The following is a 17665-nucleotide window of genomic DNA, read 5'->3' on the forward strand; positions in this document are numbered from 1 at the left end:
CGTCAGCCGGCCACGGCCGCGACGGCCCAGCTCGCTCCACAGCCGGCGAGGGCCAGGGCCACCCAGCGCAGGGTGGCGGGGGACAGACGGGAGGCCAGGGGCCGAAGCAGCACCAGGGCAAGGATCAGCAAGCCCCCCTGGCTGATCAGCAATCCAGCGGCGTAGGCCGCCACCGGCATCGATGTCCAGCCGAAGACCGGGCCACTCAGCACATAACCGTGCAGGGCCATGGCAGGCAGCAGCAGCCCCAGGGGCAGGCGTCGCAGGAGCACCAGCGCCTCCAACACCAGGGTGCAGGCCACCAGGACTTCAGCACCGGGCAGACCGGGCCAGAGCAGGCCGGCTCCACTGCCCAGCAAGCCGATCACCAAGAGGCCGAGGGCCCAGCGCAGGCGGCGCTGCAGGCCCACCAGCGAAAGAGCGAGCAGGAACAGCAGATGGTCAGGACCAAGCACGGGGTGGGCCAGACCACTCAGCACCCCGTTGAAGACGGTGGGCTTCAGCTGACCGAGGTCTGCAACGTGGTGGGCCTGGGCTGGGGCACCCAGCAGCAGGCAAGCCACTAGGGCCGTGGCCAGAACAGCTGTGCCGCCTAGCACTGGGCTAGGCCAGGATTGGACCCGCAGGGTTGGTCCACGCAGACCTGGCGTCTGGGTCGTCTGATCAGTCATGGGTCCGGTCCGCGCCGAGGGAAGAAACAAGACCGGCGGGCGTTCTGACTGGACGGTCGAGATGACGCGCCTTCACAGCTGCGGGACAGTGCCGGATTCGCACCGGACTTTCCCCCTTTCGTCCGGTGGCTGTTCCCCACCGGAACCGGTGTGCTGATGCTATCGGCCTGTCGCCCTATCGGCAGGCCAGGCTGTCGCGGGTGGCCACGCCCGACACCGGATTGGTGCCTGTGGCCCTCTGGCAGAGGGCCTTCTGCTCGGGCAGATCGAGCACCGCGTCACTGAAGTCGGCTCCATCGATGCGGGCCCCCTTGAAGTGGCTCTGCATCAGCATTCCGTTGCGCAACACCGCACCGCGCAGGTCAGCGTCCTCGAAGTGGCTGGCAAAGGCCACCACGTCCTCCAGGTTGGCGCCCTGCAGATCGGTGCCGCGCAGGTCGCTGCTGTTGAACACCGCCCCGCGCAGGTCGGTGCCGCTGAGGTCAAACCCGGCCAGGGAGGCCTTGAGAAACTCCTGCTGCTGCAGGTTGCGGCCGTGCATATCGGGCTGAAGGTCCTGCAGCGAGCGCTGGCTGCGCAATTCGGGCGCGGTGATGGCCCAGGCCGGTGATACCGCTAGGCACCAGGCCAGGAGGACGCCAAGCGCCCCCATGGCCCACCCGGACCAACGGGTCAGGCGGGTTGCTGTCAGGGGGCCCATGGGCGCGCACTTACGGTGGGTCATCAAGTTATGTCAACCATGGTCATGGCCCTGCGGGTGGTGGTTCCCCCCCACCCTCTGATCGGTCACTGGTTGGGGGTGTTGCGCGACCGCCACACGCCTGGCGCCCTCTATGCCACCGCCACCACCGAACTGGGGCGTTGGCTGAGTTATGAGGCCCTGCGCGACTGGCTGCCCCATCGGCGTGTCGACCTGGACACTCCCCTGGCCTCGACCCAGGCCGATCTGGTGGACGCCACCATTCCCTTGGTGGCCCTGCCGCTGCTCACGGCTGGGCTGGGTCTGTGGCAAGGGGCGCAAGCCGTCTTGCCATCCGCCCGCGTGGTCCACCTTTGGGAGCAGCAGGGGGAGATCGCGGGGCTGGACTCTCCCATCGAACCCCGGGCCGGTGTGCTGCTGTTCTGCGCGGAGTTGAGCGACGGTGAACGGTTGATTCGGGTGCTCGATCGGCTTGCCGAGCTGGGGGTGGGGGGCGATCGGCTCCGGGTCGTCACGGCCCTCGCATCCGCCCCTGGACTTCAGACCTTGGGGGAACGTCACGGTCATCTCACCCTCTACACCGCCGCGATTGACCCTGAGCTCAATGGGCTCGGTCAAATCGTGCCTGGCATCGGGGCCGTGACGGAGCGTCTCTTCGCGGGCACGGTGCTGGAAAGCGCAGCGCGCCCTGCCTAGTCTGACCGCAGAGAATTCCGGATTGATGGGCGATCGCAGCGGCAACGCCAACTCAGCGGGCAGCGGCGCCCTGAGCGTGCTGGCAGGGGCGGTGATCGGAGCCGCGGGGCTGGCCTGGTGGTTGCTGTCGGAAGCGGAACGGCGACGCCTTGAAGCGGACCGCCCTCGGCGTCAGCGCTCCATCCGGCTCCAGGACACACCGGCCGCCGAACCCCACACCGAGCGCGACCTGCACGATCGGGTGCACGAGCTCAACCAGGCGATCGATGACGTGCGTCGCCAGCTGGAAACCATGAACCCCCAGACCTGATCCCTCGAGGCCCTTGGCGCCGCTCGGTAGGTTTCTCCCAGCCTGACAATTCGCCCATGCTCCGCTCCGCCGCGATCACCCAGGGGATCCAGCGCTCCCCCAACCGCGCCATGCTGCGGGCCGTGGGTTTCGGTGACGGCGACTTCAGCAAGCCGATCATCGGCATCGCCAACGGCTACAGCACGATCACGCCTTGCAACCTGGGGTTGAACGACCTGGCCCAGCGGGCCGAAGAAGCGGCCCACGCCGCCGGCGCCATGCCGCAACTGTTCGGCACGATCACCGTGAGCGACGGGATCTCGATGGGCACGGAGGGGATGAAATATTCCCTCGTGAGCCGGGAGGTGATCGCCGATTCGATCGAAACCGCCTGCAATGGTCAGAGCATGGATGCGCTGCTGGCGATCGGTGGCTGTGACAAGAACATGCCCGGGGCCATGCTGGCCATGGCCCGCATGAACATCCCCGCGATCTTCGTGTACGGCGGCACGATCAAGCCCGGCAAACTCGGCGCCTGCGACCTCACCGTGGTGAGCGCCTTCGAGGCGGTGGGTCAGTACAGCGGCGGCCGCATCGATGAGCAGGAGCTCACGGCGATCGAGAAGAACGCCTGCCCCGGCGCCGGCAGCTGCGGCGGCATGTTCACCGCCAACACCATGAGTGCGGCGTTCGAGGCGATGGGCCTGAGCCTGCCCTCCAGCTCCACCATGGCCGCCGAAGACCCCGAGAAGGCGGACAGTGCGGCCCGCAGTGCCGAGGTGCTGGCGGAGGCGATCAAGGCCAACATCTGCCCGCGGGATCTGATGACCCGCGAGGCCTTCGAGAACGCCATCAGCGTGATCATGGCCGTGGGTGGCTCCACCAATTCGGTGCTGCACCTGCTGGCCGTGGCCCGTACCGCCGGGGTGCCGCTGAGCATCGACGACTTCGAAACGATCCGCCAGCGGGTGCCGGTGATCTGCGATCTCAAGCCCAGCGGCCGCTACGTGACCGTGGATCTGCATCAGGCCGGCGGCATTCCCCAGGTGATGAAGCTGCTCCTGGATGCGGGCCTGCTCCACGGCGACTGCACAACCATCGAGGGCAAGACCCTGAAGCAGGTGCTGGCGGATGTGCCCTCCGAGCCGCCCGCCGGCCAGGACGTGATCCGCCCCCTCAGCAACCCTCTCTATGCCAAGGGCCACCTGGCGATCCTCAAGGGAAATCTGGCGGAGGAGGGTGCCGTGGCCAAGATTAGCGGCGTCAAGAACCCGGTGATCACAGGCCCGGCACGGGTGTTCGAAAGCGAGGAAACCTGTCTGGCCGCCATCCTCGACAAGCAGATCAACCCCGGCGATGTGGTGGTGGTGCGACAGGAAGGGCCCGTGGGTGGCCCCGGCATGCGCGAGATGCTCAGCCCCACCGCCGCGATCGTGGGCCAGGGCCTGCTGGATTCGGTGGCCCTGATCACCGATGGGCGCTTTTCCGGCGGCTCCTTCGGCTTGGTGGTGGGCCATGTGGCCCCCGAAGCCGCCGTGGGGGGCACCATTGGCCTGGTGCAGGAGGGCGACAGCATCACGGTGGATGCCAACCAGCTGCTGATCCAGCTGAACGTCGATGACGGTGAGATCGCCCGTCGTCGCGCTGCCTGGGTGAGGCCCGAGCCCCGCTACCGCACAGGCGTGCTGGGCAAATATGCCCGTCAGGTGAGCAGCAGCAGCCTCGGCGCCGTGACCGACCAGCCCTGAGCCCCAGGTGTGGGCAGTGCTCAGTCCATCGGGAGCAGCAGGGCCCGCAGCCGGCGGGCCAGCGCTTCTAAGGACGCCCCATCGGCTGGGCGCTCACAGCGTTCTCCGGATGTGCCATCCATCCACACCGGATGGCTCCCATGCCAGAGCAGGGGACGCTCCGGGTCGTCACACCAGGCCAGATTGAGGTTGAGCTCACCGCCGCTGCGATAGATCTCAAGTTCAAGATCTTCCTGAGGCCAGCGTGACCCATCCGGCTGGCGGGCCTCCAGACGCAGGCAGCAGTCGTCCAGCTGCTGGGTGCCATCGATCGGGAGCACCGCGTGACGCAGAGGCTTGCGGCAGAGGTCGGCAGCAGCAGCCACCAACTGCTGCAGGTTGGTGTTGACCAGCTCAGGGGTAGCCACGAATTGAGAGCAGTTCGAGATGGATCGGACCCGATCGGAAGCCCGCATTCAGGCCTCCATCATCGGCGAATCGGGAGTGCAGGACCTGCAGGCGGGTGATGCGGGCGGGATCGAATCGCAGCGGTAGGCCCACCGGTTTTGCCCGAACGGACGCCCGCAGTGCGTTGAAGGGAATGCGCACCAAGGTGGTGCCCTCCATGTCCGTTCCGAATTCGATCACCCAGCGCAAACCACCAGGGATCAGGTTGGTCAGCCCTGCCAAGCCATCGGCGCAGGCCAGCGCCAATTTGAAGCGACGTCCCTCGCCCACGAGGTCGAGCTCCAGGCCCTCGCATCCGGAAAGATCCAGGGGAGGCGAAAACAGGGGGGAGCGGCAACTGATGAAGCCGCCTCCCTCTTCGATCAGCAGGCCATCAAACACCAGGCCCTGGGGACCGACCTGGCAGCTGCCCTGGCTGCGCCCTCCCATCACGGTGTCGTTGAGGGCGTGCCAGCCACTGAAGCCGTCCCCGGAAGCGATCGGAATCATGGGGCCACCCCTGCGGCCGCGGCGCGGTCAGCCAGGATCCACACTTCGGTGTTGGGCCGAACCAGCTTGGCTGGGGTGCGCTCGGGGGATTCCTGGGGATCCAGCAGGCGTTGCAGCGCCTGCACCTTGCCTGCACCACTCACGAGAAACAACACCTGCCGGGCCGCCGAGAGCGTTGGGGCGGTGAAGGTCACACGGGGGAGTCCCTTGCCTTCCCCGAGGGTGACGGCCCGGTCGATCACCGAGGTGGCCGGGGTGCCTGGAAACAACGATGCCGTGTGGCCGTCATCGCCCAGCCCCAGCAGCACCAGGTCGAGCACCGGTGGGGTGGTGCGACAGAGCTGCTGCAGCATCTCCCCATAGGCTTCGGCCCCCTGTTCGGGAGTGGCCAGGTGGGTGGGTACGGCATGAAGACAGGCGCGGCGGCCTGGTCCCTCGGCCAGCAGGGTTTCGCGCAGCATGCGGGCATTGCTGGAGGGGTCCTCGGCGGGCACCCAGCGCTCATCCCCCAGCAGCACATCCACCCGATCCCAGGGGAGATGCTGCTGGCCGAGCAACCGGTAGGCCGCCTTGGGCGTTTCCCCTCCGGCTAGGGCGATCTGGGCCCGGTCCCGCTCTGCCAGCACGAGGTCGAGGGCCGTGCCGATGGCTTGGGCGGTTCGGGTGGCGAGCTCCTCGGCGGAGTCGGCCACAACCAGGTGATACCGGGTCGTGGCTGGGTTGGAGGAGGAGGTGGGGGAAGGCATGGCCGCGGGCTCCGGGCAGAGGCCTCAGTCAAGCCATTCCGTGTGGAAGCTGCCTGCTTTGTCGACCCGCTCGTAGGTGTGGGATCCGAAGCAGTCGCGCATGGCCTGCACAAGGTTCTGGGGCAGGCGGCCGCTGCGGTAACTATCGATGTAGTCGAGGGTGCTGCTGAGGCATGGCACGGGAATGCCCGCCAGCGCCGCCCCGGCCACCACCTGGCGCAGGCCCGGCAGGCGACGGTTGATCTGGTCAGCAAACCAGGGGTCCAGCATCAGATTGGGCAGGGAGGGATTGGCCCCATAGGCGTTCTGAATGCGCTGCAGCAAGCGGGCCCGAATGATGCAACCCCCCTTCCAGATCTGGCCAATCGAAGAGAAGTTGAGGTTGTAGTTGTGGAGCTTGGAAGCCTCCTGCAGCAGGGCCATGCCCTGGCCGTAGCTCACGATGCAGGCGGCAATGCAGGCATCGCGCACAGGGCCCATCCCATCTTCTGGGGTTCCCAGCGAGAAGGTGTGGGGGGCCGGAGCCGGAAGCAGGGCGCCGGCTTTGAGGCGCTCCGGCCTCAGCGAGCTCAGCACCCTGGCGTTCAGGGCGGCGTAGATCGTCGGCACGGGCACCCCCATCTCCAGGGCGCTCACCACGGTCCACAGACCTGTGCCCTTCTGTCCCGCGGCATCCACAATCGCCTCCACCAGATCGCCCCCCGTTTCCGGATCTTTGGTGCGCAGGCACACCTCAGTGATCTCCACCAGGAAGGAGGCCAGTTCTTCGGTGTCATTCCAGCCAGCGAGCACGTCGGCCATCTGGTCGCCGTTCAGGCCGCCCACCCGCTTCATCAGGTCGTAGGCCTCCGCGAGGATCTGCTCAATGCCGTACTCGATGCCGTTGTGCACGGTCTTGACGAAGTGGCCAGCGCCCCCAGGCCCGATGTAGGTGACGCAAGGGCCGTCATCCACCTGGGCCGCCATCTTGCGCACCAGCGGTTCAATGGCGTCGTACGCCGCCTTGGTGCCACCCGGCATCATGCTGGGCCCCTCCAGGGCGCCCTTGGCGCCACCGGACACGCCCATGCCGATGTAGCCGAAGCTCTTGCTCTCCAACTCGGCGACGCGGCGTTCCGTGTCGGTGTAGAGCGAGTTGCCACCGTCGATGAGCAGGTCCCCCTCTTCGAGGTAGGGAGAGATGGCGGCGATGGTGTCGTCCACCGGTTGGCCCGCCTTCACCATCATCAGGATGCGCCGAGGCCGCTCGAGTGCCGCCACAAACTCCTGGAGGGTGGCGGCGCCCACGATGTCTTTACCCGCCCCGCGACCGGCAAGGAACTCCTCGGTTTTGGCGAAGGTGCGGTTGTACACCACCGAGGAGTAACCGTTGCGCTCCGCATTGAGCACCAGGTTTTCTCCCATCACACCGAGACCGATCAGGCCGAAATGTGCCTTGCCCATGGAGAAGTCTGAAACCAATTGGGCTCAGTGTGGCGAGGCTGGAGAGGCGTCCCCAGCATCCGTCACAACTTCGTGACAACGGTGTCAGCAACTCCTGGCTTAAGGGCCAACGCTGGCTCAGATCACGGTGCCGTCGGCAATCGAGCCGTTTTTCACCACCACCACAATGCCGTTGCGAATGTAGAAATTCAATTCAGGCCGATCCGCCTCTTCAACGTGATCCTTGTTGACAATGGTGACGTTGTTGCCGATTCGCACGTTCTTGTCGAGGATCGCCCGCTTGACCGTGGTTCCTTTGCCAACACCGAGGGGAATGCCACCGCGCTCCCGCAGCACCAGACGCTCTTCAGACGATTCGTAGTAGTCGGCGCCCATCACCAGGGTGTCCTGGAGGACAACCTCATCCTCAACCCTGGTCCGCACCCCGAGCACGCAATGGTGGATGCTGCAGGCCTTGAGCAGGGAACCCTCGCCGATGATCGACGCTGTGACTTGGGAGTCCTGCAACTTGCTCGGTGGCAGGTAGCGGGGACGGGTGTAGATCGGAAACTTTTCGTCGTAGAAGGAGAAGGCCGGATTGGGTTGATCGGTGAGGGCCAGATTGGCCTCATAGAAGGCGCCGATGGTTCCGATGTCTTCCCAGTAGTCGTCGAAGAGAAAGCTTTGGAGCCGATCGCCACGGGCCAGCGAGGAGGGAATGATCTCCTTGCCGAAATCGGTGGAGGTGGGGTTGGAATTGAGCAGATCGAACAGCGTCTCACGGCTGAACACATAAATGCCCATGGATGCCAAGTAGGGCCGCTTGGCCGCTTCCTCGGCCGAGAGTCCCAGTGCCTGGGTGTCCACGCGCATCGCGGCCAAGGAATCGCCCTTGGGCTTCTCTCGGAATTCCTGAATGCGTCCATCCGCACTGGTGCGCATCAACCCGAATCCTTCCGCTTGGGCGGGGTCAACGGGTAGGGCTCCAACCGTCAGTTGGGCTCCGGTATCAATGTGGTGCTGCACAAAACGGCTGTAATCCATGCGGTACAGCTGGTCTCCGGAGAGGATCAGGTAGTGATCCACGTCCCATTCCTGGAAGAGCCATTGATATTTCCGCACCGCATCGGCTGTCCCTTCAAACCAGCTGGGGCTTTCCGGGGTCTGTTGCGCGGCCAACACCTCCACAAAGCCTTGGCCAAAGCCTGCGGAGAGGTTGTAGCTCATCGTCAGGTGACGGTTGAGCGATGCACTGTTGAATTGGGTCAACACGTAGATCTTATTGATCTCTGAGTTGATGCAATTGCTGACCGGAATATCAATCAAGCGGTACTTGCCGGCCAGCGGTACGGCTGGCTTGGCGCGCATCTTGGTGAGCGGATAGAGGCGCGTACCAGCACCGCCTCCCAAAATGATCGCCAGTACGCGTTTCATAAACCCTGCTGCCGGCGGTTCTCGGGGCTGACCGTACTGGAGCGGCCCGCACCAGCGCGACCCTTTTGTTCAGCGGCGGCACGAACTGTTGCAGAGCCAGCCGGCCTGGAGCGGGTCATCAGCCCTCACCGGCCTGGTCTTGGAGCTCGAAGAGGTCCTGCAGCACCCGCATGGCGCTTTGGCGTTGCTGGCGCGGCTGGGGAGCCCGCAGGTTGGTGACCGGCGTGTGGAGAATCTTGTTGATGATCCCCTTGCTCAGGGCTTCCACCACCTTGCGCTCGCGCGCTGAAAGATCAGGCCCCATGCGGCTGAGGGCCTTCTGCAGCTCCTGTTCTCGGATGTCCTCCAACTGGCGGCGCAGACGGTTGACGACCGGTACGGCCTCCAGTCCATCCCACCACTCCAGGAACAACCTGGACTCCTCCTCGAGCAGACCCTCGGCTTCGGCAGCCATTTCGCGCCGGGCTTCCTGGTTGCGATTGACGACTTCCTGCAGGTCATCGACATCGAAGGACTGGATACCCGCCAGAGCGGCCGTGTCGCCGGCAATGTTTCTGGGCACACCGATGTCCATCAGCATGAGACTGGAGCGCCGGTTGAGGGCACCGAGGCGCTCGGCCGTAATGATCGGGCTGTCAGCGGCGGTGCTGGTGAACACCAGCGAGCACGTGCTCAGACAGTGGTCCAGGTCGTCGAGGGGGCGACACTGGACGGGCAGGGCGGGAAAGTCGGCGGCCAGCAGCTCGGCCTTGCTCACCGTGCGGTTGAGCAGCACCACACCCCGGCAGCCTTTGGCCTGCAAGTGCTGGAGCAGCAGGCGCGCCATGCGGCCGGCACCCACCACTGCCACCTGCTCTTGGTCCAGGGGGACCAGCTCATCCACGCCACGGGCCTGGCCCACTTTGAGCTGGGCGAGCTCCACGGCCGCGGAGCTGATCGACACCGCACCGGTGCCGAGATTGGTTTCGGTGCGGACCCGCTTGCCCGTGCTCACCGCCTGGGTCAACAGACGGTTCAGGATCGGGCCGACGGAGCGATGCTCCTGGCCCAGGCGCACCATTTTCTTGACCTGGGAGAGGATCTGACCCTCCCCCAACACCAACGAATCGAGGCCGGCAGCCACCCTCAGCAGGTGGCTGATGGCGTCTTCGTGGTGGAAGGTGAACAGATGGGGGGTGAGCTCCTCGACCGCCAGTCCGGAGTGCTGGCTCAGAAAGGAACCAACGGCAGAAATTCCCTGCTCCGGATTGCGGAGCAGGGTGTAGATCTCCAGCCGGTTGCAGGTGCTGAGGATGGACGCCTCCAGCACCTGGTCATCGGAGCGGAGCTGTTGAAGCGAAGCCTCCATGGTTTGCTCCGGGATGCTGAGGCGTTCCCGGATCTCCACTGGAGCCGTGCGATGACTGAGGCCGACGACGGCAATGTGCATGGAGGCTGGCTCGTGGGCGCGTGCTGCGAGGTGGTCAGCTCAGCGCGATGCTCTTCGCCCCATCCTTGATGTGGATGGTGTTGGTGAAGCGGGCGGTGTTGTCGAGGGTGCTGATCACCAGGGAACTGGTGCGGGTGCAGTCCTTCTCGAACTTGACGCCGTGGAAGAGCAGACCATCGGTGATGCCGCTACCGGCAAACACCACGTTCTCACCGGAGGCCAGTTCTTCGGCTTCGTAGATCTTGTCGACATCGGTGATGCCCATCTCGTTGAGGCGGGCGATGTTGCCTTCCTTGGTGTAGTCGGCCCACTCGGAGGTTTGGGCGACAGCGGGGTCGTACACCAGTTGACCCTGGAAGTGGCCACCCAGGGCGCGCATGGCAGCGGCGGAGATGACACCTTCGGGGGCGGCACCGATGCCCATCAGGCAATGGGTGCCGGTACCGGCGAAGCCACAGGCAATGGCAGCCTGCACGTCGCCGTCAGAGATGGGTTGCACCCGGGCGCCCGTGGCACGGATCTCGGCGATCAGGTCCTTGTGGCGAGCCCGGTCCATCACCACGATGGTCAGTTCGCTGGCGGCCAGGCCGAGGCACTGGCTGAGGATCTGGATGTTTTCCGTGGCCGACTTGCGGATGTCCACCTTGCCTTTGGCCGCCGGGGGAGCAGCCAGCTTCTTCATGTAGAAGTCGGGGGCGTTGAACAGTCCGCCGCGATCGGAGGCGGCGAGGACGGCCATGGAGCCACGCTGGCTGTTGGCACAGAGATTGGTGCCCTCACAGGGATCCACAGCGAAATCCACACCGGGACCGGTGCCACTGCCGACCTCTTCGCCGATGTACAGCATGGGCGCCTCGTCGCGCTCACCTTCACCGATCACGATGCGGCCCTGCATCTGGATCTGGCCCATGCGCTTGCGCATGGCCTCCACGGCAGCGGCGTCTGCCTCGTCTTTCTTGCCCAGGCCTGTGAGCTCGGCAGAGGCGATGGCGGCTTGCTCAACGACCTCAAGAATTTCCTGGATGAGGGTGCGATCCACGGTGATCCGGCAGGGGAATGGGCTTCAGGGAACGGCGTTGGCCCGGCGGGACACGGGGTCTGAGTCCTGCTGCTGCTAGGCCTTTCGGGCTTGAAGCGGCCGCAACTGTATCAGTGACTTCGTCCCAGGCGCCTCCTTACAATCACGAACCCTGCGACGAGCCCAGCATGAGCACCAAGTCCCTGGTCATCTCCCCGTCGATCCTTTCCGCCGACTTCTCCCGCCTGGGCGAGGACGTGCGTGCCGTCGACCAGGCTGGTGCCGACTGGATTCACGTCGATGTGATGGACGGGCGCTTCGTTCCCAACATCACGATCGGACCCCTGATCGTTCAGGCGCTCCGCCCTGTCACCACCAAAACGCTCGACGTCCACCTGATGATCGTGGAGCCCGAGAAGTATGTGGCTGACTTTGCCAAGGCGGGCGCAGACATCATTTCGGTGCAGGTCGAGGCCTGCCCGCACCTGCATCGCAACCTGGCCCAGATCAAGGATCTCGGCAAAATGGCCGGAGCCGTGTTGAACCCCAGCACCCCGCTGGACACCCTCGAGTACTGCCTCGAGCTCTGTGATCTGGTTTTGATCATGAGCGTCAACCCTGGTTTCGGGGGCCAGAGCTTCATTGACAACCAGGTTCAGAAGATCCGCGACCTGCGCCGCATGTGCGATGAGCGTGGTCTCGATCCCTGGATCGAGGTGGATGGAGGCATCAAGGCCGACAACGCCTGGAAGGTGCTCGAGGCAGGTGCCAACGCGATTGTGAGTGGATCGGGCATCTTCAACCAACCCGATTACGCCGCCGCCATTACCGGGATTCGCAACAGCAAGCGACCCGTCGCCGTGGCGGCCTGATCCCCCCAAGGGCCGTTCGGTTTGGATCGCCGCTGAGCCCCCCTCCCTCGAGGGGGGCTTTTCAATGGCAGTTCAGCTCTCGAAAAACCAGCCGTAGCTGTGCAGGCCAATACCCAACAGATTGACGCCGATATAGCAAACAACGATCACCACCAGGCCCGCAGCTGCCACCAGGGCAGGTTTGCGGCCCTGCCAGCCGCGAATCAAACGGGTGTGCAGGTAGGCCGCATAGACGAGCCAGCAGATCAGGGCCCAGGTTTCCTTGGGATCCCAGCTCCACCAGCTTCCCCAGGCCTCATTGGCCCATACGGCTCCACTCACCAATCCCACGGACAGCAGCAGAAACCCCACGGTGATCGTGCGGTAGCTGAGCGAGTCGAGTTGTTCCACCACCGGGATGGCCACACTGCTGAGCTGCATGGCCGGGGCGCCCGTGCCATCAGGCCCCTCTCCCACGACGGCCAAGCGGGCCTGGCGGTAGCCCCCACTGCCGATCGAGCTGCTGCGCAGCTCCAGGGCGTTGCGGCGGTCCGTGAACAGCACGGCCAGCGACAGCAACGAGCCCACCAGAAGGGCCGCATAGCTCACCATGATCACGCTCACATGCATGACCAACCAGCTCGAACGCAGAGCTGGAACCAGGGGAGAGGCTTCCTGGAGACGGTCGGGGAGGGCGAAGCTCGCAAAGGCCACACAGCCCAGGGCCATCGGGGTGGCGGCGGCTGGAACGAGCGGGGAGGGCCAGCTGCGCTCAACCAGGAGCTGGGTGAGGGTGCAGGCCCAGGCCAGGAAGCAGAGGGACTCGTAGAGATTGCTGATCGGGAAGTGGCCCGAATCCCACCAGCGCAACACCAGTTGGGCCGTCAGGCAGAGATTGGCGACGGCCACCAGCAGCCGCACCGCCGCGCTGGTGCGCCCCCCACTGAGGGACCAAAAGGCCAGCGGCAGCACCAACAACAGCAGGGCAAACGCCGCCAGGCCAAGGCCGAGCACCGGATCAGTCAACAGGGCAGGCACAGGCATGGCATGAGGTTGGGGCAGTCTGGCGAATCGCCGGCGCCTTCAGCGGCTGGCCTGTCGTAACAGAAACAGGCCGCCACCAAGTCCGATCACCACGGGTAACCAAGCGGAAAAATAGGGGCTGAGCACCCCTTTCACGCCAAGGGAGCTGAACACGAACGCCACTAGGTAGTAGCCGAAGATCAGCAGCACACTGAGTCCAAATCCCTGGCTGCGACTGCGTCGGGAATGGGGTCTAACGCCGAGGCTGCTACCGATCAGACCGAACACCAGGCAGACCGCGGGGAAGGCGAATTTTTCCTGAATCCGCACCCGCAATTTCCTCGCCCCCTGAAGATCACTGGCTTCCCGCAGCAACCGTTCGGCCGTACGCGCCTGACCAATCGTCATCGAGTTGGAATCCTTCGGCAATTTCGCCACCTGCAGCGGCTGGCTGCCTAGGGGGTAGAGGTAGCGGTCGAAATCCGCTGAGGTGGTAGCGCTATCGGTGCCCTCCGTGACCCCGAAGACGTGGCCATCCAAGAATTCCCACTGGGCATCGGGCTCACTCCAGCGGGCCCGATCGGCACTGAGCAACACCCGTTGATCACTGCGCGAGAGGTCGAGCAGGGTGACCCGTTCCATCACGCCCTTGTTGAAGCGCTGGGCATAGAAAAAATGGGTCAGTCCGCGCTCCGTGCTGCCATCAGGCGCCGAGATCTCCCCATACTTCGAGAACATCACATTGTCCTTCTGCTCACCCGCCACGGCCCGTCCGATGGCCCGGTTGAGGGTGTTTTTGGCCTCCAGCAGGGTGCGCGGCACGATCGCCTCGTTGAAGGTGAAGGTGAGCAGGGTCATCACCAGGGCCACGGCCACGGCGGGCATCACCATGCGCCAGGTGGCCACCCCCACGCTGCGCAGGGCCGTGAGTTCACTGTTGCCAGAAAGCTTGGAATAGGTGAGCAGGGTGGCCATCAAGGTGGCCATCGGGAACGACAACACCAGAAACGACGGCATTTCCAGCACCAGCACCCGAACCGCCACATCCAGAGGAAGGCCCGACTCGGCCACCCGCCGGACCAGCTCAAACACCGCTCCAACCGAGAGTGAAACGGCCGTGAAGGCGGCGATCCCGAAAATCAGCGGACCAATCAGCTCCCCCAGTAGCCAGCGATCCATGAGGGGGAGTTGCCTCCAGGGCCGCAGCACGGATTGGCGGCAGCGGTGCAGCATGGTCATAGCCGGAAGGCCTCACCGAGGTAGTGCCGGCGGACCAGGGGATCGGATCCCACCTCTTCGGAGCTGCCGGCGGCCAGAATCGAGCCCTCCGAGAGGATGTAGGCCCGATCGGTGATGGCCAGGGTTTCGCGCACGTTGTGGTCGGTGATGAGCAGCCCCATGCCCCGGCTTCTGAGTTGGTCGATCAGCTCCTGCAAATCGGCCACCGCGATCGGGTCCACCCCCGCGAAGGGTTCATCGAGCAGCAGGTAGCGGGGCCCCTCCAGGCCGACGGCGAGGGCCCTGGCGACTTCACAGCGACGACGTTCGCCGCCGGAGAGCTGGTATCCCTTGCGGTGCTGAAAGGCCGTGAGGTGGAAATCCGTGATCAAGCCCTCCAGCCGTTCCCGACGTTGATCCAGTGGTGTGGCACTTTCCTGAAGGGCCAGGCTGAGGTTGTCGCGCACGCTCAACTGCCGAAACACACTCGGCTCTTGCGGCAGATAGCCGATGCCCAGCCGTGCCCTCTGGGGCATGGGCAGCTGCTCGATCCCTTGGCCGTCCATCAACACCTGCCCCGAGTCAGGACGCATCAGGCCTGTCACCAGGCCGAAGGTTGTGGTTTTGCCGGCTCCGTTCGGGCCCAGCAGACCCACCACTTCTCCGGGCTCGAGCTGCAGGGAGACATGGTTCACCAGGAGCCGGCCGCCAATCGCCAGCACGACATCAACCAACTCCAAGCTCATGGCTTCAGAACCATGGGCGCGTTGAGCCGGTAATGCGTGACAACCTGTTCTCCTTGGGCTGGTTCAGCCACGATGCGCTCGCGTTCCACGAGATACACGAGCCGTTCGGCGCGGATGCTGTGTCCGCCCTCCTGGAGAACATCCACATCGCCACTGAGCACAACCCGGCCTTCGCGGCTGAAATACTGGGCCTGGCGCGAGGTGGCGACCACCCGCTGGTCGGGATAGACGATGCGGACATTTCCGGTTGCGGTGACCACACCGGTGCTGTTGTCGGCTTTCTGCAGGTCGGACTCAATCGTCACCAAGCCGTTGGTGGGGGTCACCACCATCGGGCTGGCAGCCGGGGACATGGGGGCGACCGGTTGGGCCGTTGCCACGGCGGCACTGAAGGAGGCAGCAATGGCAAGAGGGGCAGCCAGCCGCCTGGACCAGAAACCCAGCATCAGATCGACCAAGGGCTCGGGCCTGCACCGCTCTTCGAGCAATCTACAGACGGCTGTTGCGCCGGCGTTGCAACCAGTCTCGGGCTCTGACAGCCGTCTAGTGATCCATGCTCTTGCAGGGCACGCAGGCGCACGGTGGTCGTCTGACGGAGTGAGTCCAGGTCGAGCCCGAGGGCGATGTCCTCGGCACGCCCCAACCGGCCCAACCCCTCGCCCATCAAGATGGTGGCCCCGCGCCGATTGCCCCGTTCGTGGTGCAGCTCGGCGACCGCGATCTGCAGGATGCCCTGCAACACAGGCCGCATGGCGCCAGCGGTCTCGTGCCAAAGGGCCTCAAAACCATCGTGGCAGCCATACCAATCCCCCGCATTGAAGAGGGCAATGGCTTCAGCCAACCGCGGATCGGCCAGCAACCCCTGTTCCTCAGGGTCCAGGGGGTGGGGCTGTGACTGGAGCAGGGTCACCCGTTAACGCTTGGCCGCCTTTTTGGACGGCAGCTTGCGCAGACGGATCGATTCGGGCGTGACTTCCAGCATCTCGTCGGGACCGATGTATTCCAGCGCCCGTTCCAGGGTCATCTGAATCGGTGCCTGCAGGGTGTCGAGCACTTCAGCGCCGGCGGAGCGGATGTTGGTCACCTGCTTGGCCTTGCAGACGTTCAGCTCCAGATCCGGCGGACGGTTGTGCTCGCCCACGATCATGCCCTTGTAGACCTTGGTGCCAGGGGTGATGAAGAACTGACCCCGATCTTCTGCGCCCTTGAGCGCATAGAAGGTGGCTGTGCCCTCCTCAAAGGCAATCAGCACGCCGTTGCGGCGATTGTCCATATCACCCTGCATCGGGCGGTAGTCGAGGAAGGAGTGGCTCATGATCCCTTCCCCCCGGGTGGCGCGGATGAACTCCCCACGGAAACCGATCAGGCCCCGGGATGGCACCACGAACTCCAGCTGGGTCCGGCCGTCGTTGGTGTTCTCCATGTTCTGCATCTCGGCCTTGCGGATGCCGAGTTTTTCGATGCAGGCGCCCACCGATTCCTCGGGCACATCGAGCACCAGGGTTTCGTAGGGCTCCGATGGCGTGCCATCGATGGTGCGGAAGATCACCTGGGGCTGGGACACCTGAAACTCATAGCCCTCGCGGCGCATGGTCTCAATCAGGATGCCGAGGTGCAGCTCACCCCGGCCGCTGACGGCCCAGCGGTCGGGGGAATCGGTGTCTTCGACCCGCAGCGCCACGTTGGTGAGCAGTTCTTTCTGCAGGCGGTCACGCACCTGGCGGCTGGTGACGAACTTGCCCTCCTTGCCGGCGAACGGCGAGTCGTTGATGACGAAGGTCATCTGCAGGGTGGGTTCGTCCACCCGGATCAGGGGGAGAGCTTCGGGGTGATCGGGGCAGGCGATCGTCTCGCCGATGTTGACCTCATCAAAACCGGCCACAGCCACGAGGTCGCCGGCGCGGGCCTCTTCGATTTCAACCCGCTGCAGGCCCTGGAAGCCAAGCAGTTTGCTGATGCGGCTGCGCTTGATGCTGCCGTCGTCACGGATCAGGGCCGCGGGCTGGCCCGCCTTGATGGTGCCGTTATGAATGCGGCCGATCATGATCCGGCCGAGGAAGTCTGAGTAGTCGAGGGTGGTGACCTGCAATTGCAGGGGCTTCTCAGGGTCGCCGACCGGCGGCGGCACGTGACGCAGGATGGCTTCGAAGAGCGGCTTCATGTTGTCGCTCTCGGTCTTCATGTCCGGCTTGGCGTAGCCACCCATGCCGCTACCAAAGAGGTAGGGGAAATCGCATTGGTCATCATCGGCGCCAAGCTCCAGGAACAGGTCGAGCACCTTGTCCACAGCCACTTCGGGATCCACCCGCGCCCGGTCGATCTTGTTGACGAACACGATCGGCCTCAATCCCTTCTCGAGGGCTTTCTTCAGCACGAAGCGGGTCTGGGGCATCGGGCCCTCATTGGCATCCACGATGAGCAGGCAGCCATCCACCATGCCCAGCACCCGCTCCACCTCGCCACCGAAGTCCGCGTGGCCGGGGGTGTCGACGATGTTGATCCGGATGCCGTCGTAATCAACGGCAGTGTTTTTCGACAGGATGGTGATCCCGCGCTCGCGCTCGAGATCGTTGGAGTCCATCACACAGGTTGGAACCGCCTCTCCCTCACGGAAAATGCCCGACTGGCTGAGCAGGGCATCCACCAGGGTGGTTTTGCCATGGTCAACGTGGGCAATGATCGCAATATTGCGAATCGGCGTGCCTGGGTGTGCACTACTCATACTTGGGATGACCTAC

The 17665-nt window shown here is 64.7% G+C and carries 19 protein-coding genes and 1 riboswitch; of the genes, 4 read left to right on the top strand and 15 right to left on the bottom strand.

The genetic code is table 11. The annotated features are described in order from the left end of the window. Positions 1 to 2 precede the first annotated feature (2 nt). Together KBY71_RS01285 and KBY71_RS01290 are read right to left on the bottom strand one after the other, a co-directional pair. Positions 3 to 563 carry a HupE/UreJ family protein gene (locus KBY71_RS01285; RefSeq protein ID WP_254927194.1) on the bottom strand — a complete coding sequence of 187 codons (561 nt, stop codon included), beginning with the start codon at positions 561 to 563 and terminating at the stop codon, positions 3 to 5. A gap of 124 nt (positions 564 to 687) precedes the next feature. After that, positions 688 to 836, bottom strand: a riboswitch (cobalamin riboswitch). Between the two features lie 10 nt (positions 837 to 846). Continuing rightward, positions 847 to 1323: a pentapeptide repeat-containing protein gene (locus KBY71_RS01290; RefSeq protein ID WP_254927195.1), complete on the bottom strand. Its 477-nt coding sequence runs from the start codon at positions 1321 to 1323 to the stop codon at positions 847 to 849. Positions 1324 to 1410: 87 nt separating this feature from the next. Between KBY71_RS01290 and KBY71_RS01295 the strand changes: the two genes are divergently transcribed. From KBY71_RS01295 to ilvD, 3 genes are read left to right on the top strand one after another with little or no spacing between them, the layout of a single operon-like run. Then, a complete protein-coding gene (locus KBY71_RS01295) occupies positions 1411 to 2067 on the top strand; it encodes a uracil phosphoribosyltransferase (RefSeq protein WP_254927196.1) in 657 nt (218 codons plus the stop codon). Between the two features lie 25 nt (positions 2068 to 2092). After that, a complete protein-coding gene (locus KBY71_RS01300) occupies positions 2093 to 2377 on the top strand; it encodes a hypothetical protein (RefSeq protein ID WP_254927197.1) in 285 nt (94 codons plus the stop codon). 56 nt (positions 2378 to 2433) lie between these two features. After that, a complete protein-coding gene (gene ilvD / locus KBY71_RS01305; protein ID WP_254927198.1) occupies positions 2434 to 4104 on the top strand; it encodes a dihydroxy-acid dehydratase in 1671 nt (556 codons plus the stop codon). Between the two features lie 20 nt (positions 4105 to 4124). Here the strand turns inward: ilvD and KBY71_RS01310 are convergent, their stop codons facing one another. The 7 genes from KBY71_RS01310 to glpX form a co-directional block, all read right to left on the bottom strand. Then, complete coding sequence (locus tag KBY71_RS01310) at positions 4125 to 4511, bottom strand: hypothetical protein (protein ID WP_254927199.1); 387 nt, start codon at positions 4509 to 4511, stop codon at positions 4125 to 4127. Next, entirely contained in the window at positions 4498 to 5040 is a 543-nt protein-coding gene (locus KBY71_RS01315) for a CIA30 family protein (protein ID WP_254927200.1), read from the bottom strand. Before KBY71_RS01315 ends, KBY71_RS01310 begins: the two co-directional genes overlap by 14 nt. Next, entirely contained in the window at positions 5037 to 5786 is a 750-nt protein-coding gene (gene pgl / locus KBY71_RS01320; RefSeq protein ID WP_254927201.1) for a 6-phosphogluconolactonase, read from the bottom strand. Before pgl ends, KBY71_RS01315 begins: the two co-directional genes overlap by 4 nt. A gap of 24 nt (positions 5787 to 5810) precedes the next feature. Continuing rightward, positions 5811 to 7229 carry an NADP-dependent phosphogluconate dehydrogenase gene (gene gndA, locus KBY71_RS01325; RefSeq protein WP_254927202.1) on the bottom strand — a complete coding sequence of 473 codons (1419 nt, stop codon included), beginning with the start codon at positions 7227 to 7229 and terminating at the stop codon, positions 5811 to 5813. A 117-nt stretch (positions 7230 to 7346) separates the two neighbouring features. Next, positions 7347 to 8642 carry a glucose-1-phosphate adenylyltransferase gene (locus KBY71_RS01330; RefSeq protein ID WP_254927203.1) on the bottom strand — a complete coding sequence of 432 codons (1296 nt, stop codon included), beginning with the start codon at positions 8640 to 8642 and terminating at the stop codon, positions 7347 to 7349. A gap of 118 nt (positions 8643 to 8760) precedes the next feature. Next, positions 8761 to 10071 (bottom strand): glutamyl-tRNA reductase, encoded by a 1311-nt coding sequence (locus tag KBY71_RS01335; RefSeq protein WP_254927204.1) that lies wholly within the window; start codon positions 10069 to 10071, stop codon positions 8761 to 8763. Positions 10072 to 10105: 34 nt separating this feature from the next. After that, entirely contained in the window at positions 10106 to 11110 is a 1005-nt protein-coding gene (gene glpX, locus KBY71_RS01340) for a class II fructose-bisphosphatase (protein ID WP_254927205.1), read from the bottom strand. 167 nt (positions 11111 to 11277) lie between these two features. Here glpX and rpe point away from each other — a divergent pair, with 167 nt between their 5' ends. After that, positions 11278 to 11961 carry a ribulose-phosphate 3-epimerase gene (gene rpe / locus KBY71_RS01345; protein WP_254927206.1) on the top strand — a complete coding sequence of 228 codons (684 nt, stop codon included), beginning with the start codon at positions 11278 to 11280 and terminating at the stop codon, positions 11959 to 11961. 72 nt (positions 11962 to 12033) lie between these two features. On the opposite strand, the gene ccsB is transcribed toward rpe, so the two are convergent. From ccsB to typA, 6 genes are all read right to left on the bottom strand, one after another. Next, the gene (gene ccsB, locus KBY71_RS01350) at positions 12034 to 12984 is read right to left on the bottom strand and encodes a c-type cytochrome biogenesis protein CcsB (protein ID WP_254927207.1); all 951 of its coding nucleotides are present in this window, start codon (positions 12982 to 12984) and stop codon (positions 12034 to 12036) included. A 39-nt stretch (positions 12985 to 13023) separates the two neighbouring features. Continuing rightward, positions 13024 to 14196 carry an LptF/LptG family permease gene (locus KBY71_RS01355; RefSeq protein WP_254927241.1) on the bottom strand — a complete coding sequence of 391 codons (1173 nt, stop codon included), beginning with the start codon at positions 14194 to 14196 and terminating at the stop codon, positions 13024 to 13026. 2 nt (positions 14197 to 14198) lie between these two features. Further along, the gene (gene lptB, locus KBY71_RS01360; protein WP_254927208.1) at positions 14199 to 14927 is read right to left on the bottom strand and encodes an LPS export ABC transporter ATP-binding protein; all 729 of its coding nucleotides are present in this window, start codon (positions 14925 to 14927) and stop codon (positions 14199 to 14201) included. Then, a complete protein-coding gene (locus KBY71_RS01365; protein ID WP_396095049.1) occupies positions 14924 to 15280 on the bottom strand; it encodes an LptA/OstA family protein in 357 nt (118 codons plus the stop codon). The genes lptB and KBY71_RS01365 overlap by 4 nt, the downstream gene beginning before the upstream one ends. A gap of 92 nt (positions 15281 to 15372) precedes the next feature. Next, entirely contained in the window at positions 15373 to 15837 is a 465-nt protein-coding gene (locus KBY71_RS01370; RefSeq protein WP_254927209.1) for a DUF309 domain-containing protein, read from the bottom strand. 3 nt (positions 15838 to 15840) lie between these two features. Continuing rightward, positions 15841 to 17649 (bottom strand): translational GTPase TypA, encoded by a 1809-nt coding sequence (gene typA, locus KBY71_RS01375; RefSeq protein WP_254927210.1) that lies wholly within the window; start codon positions 17647 to 17649, stop codon positions 15841 to 15843. Positions 17650 to 17665: the final 16 nt, after the last annotated feature.

It is taken from the genome of Cyanobium sp. T1B-Tous (assembly GCF_024345475.1).
GTDB lineage: Bacteria > Cyanobacteriota > Cyanobacteriia > PCC-6307 > Cyanobiaceae > Cyanobium_A.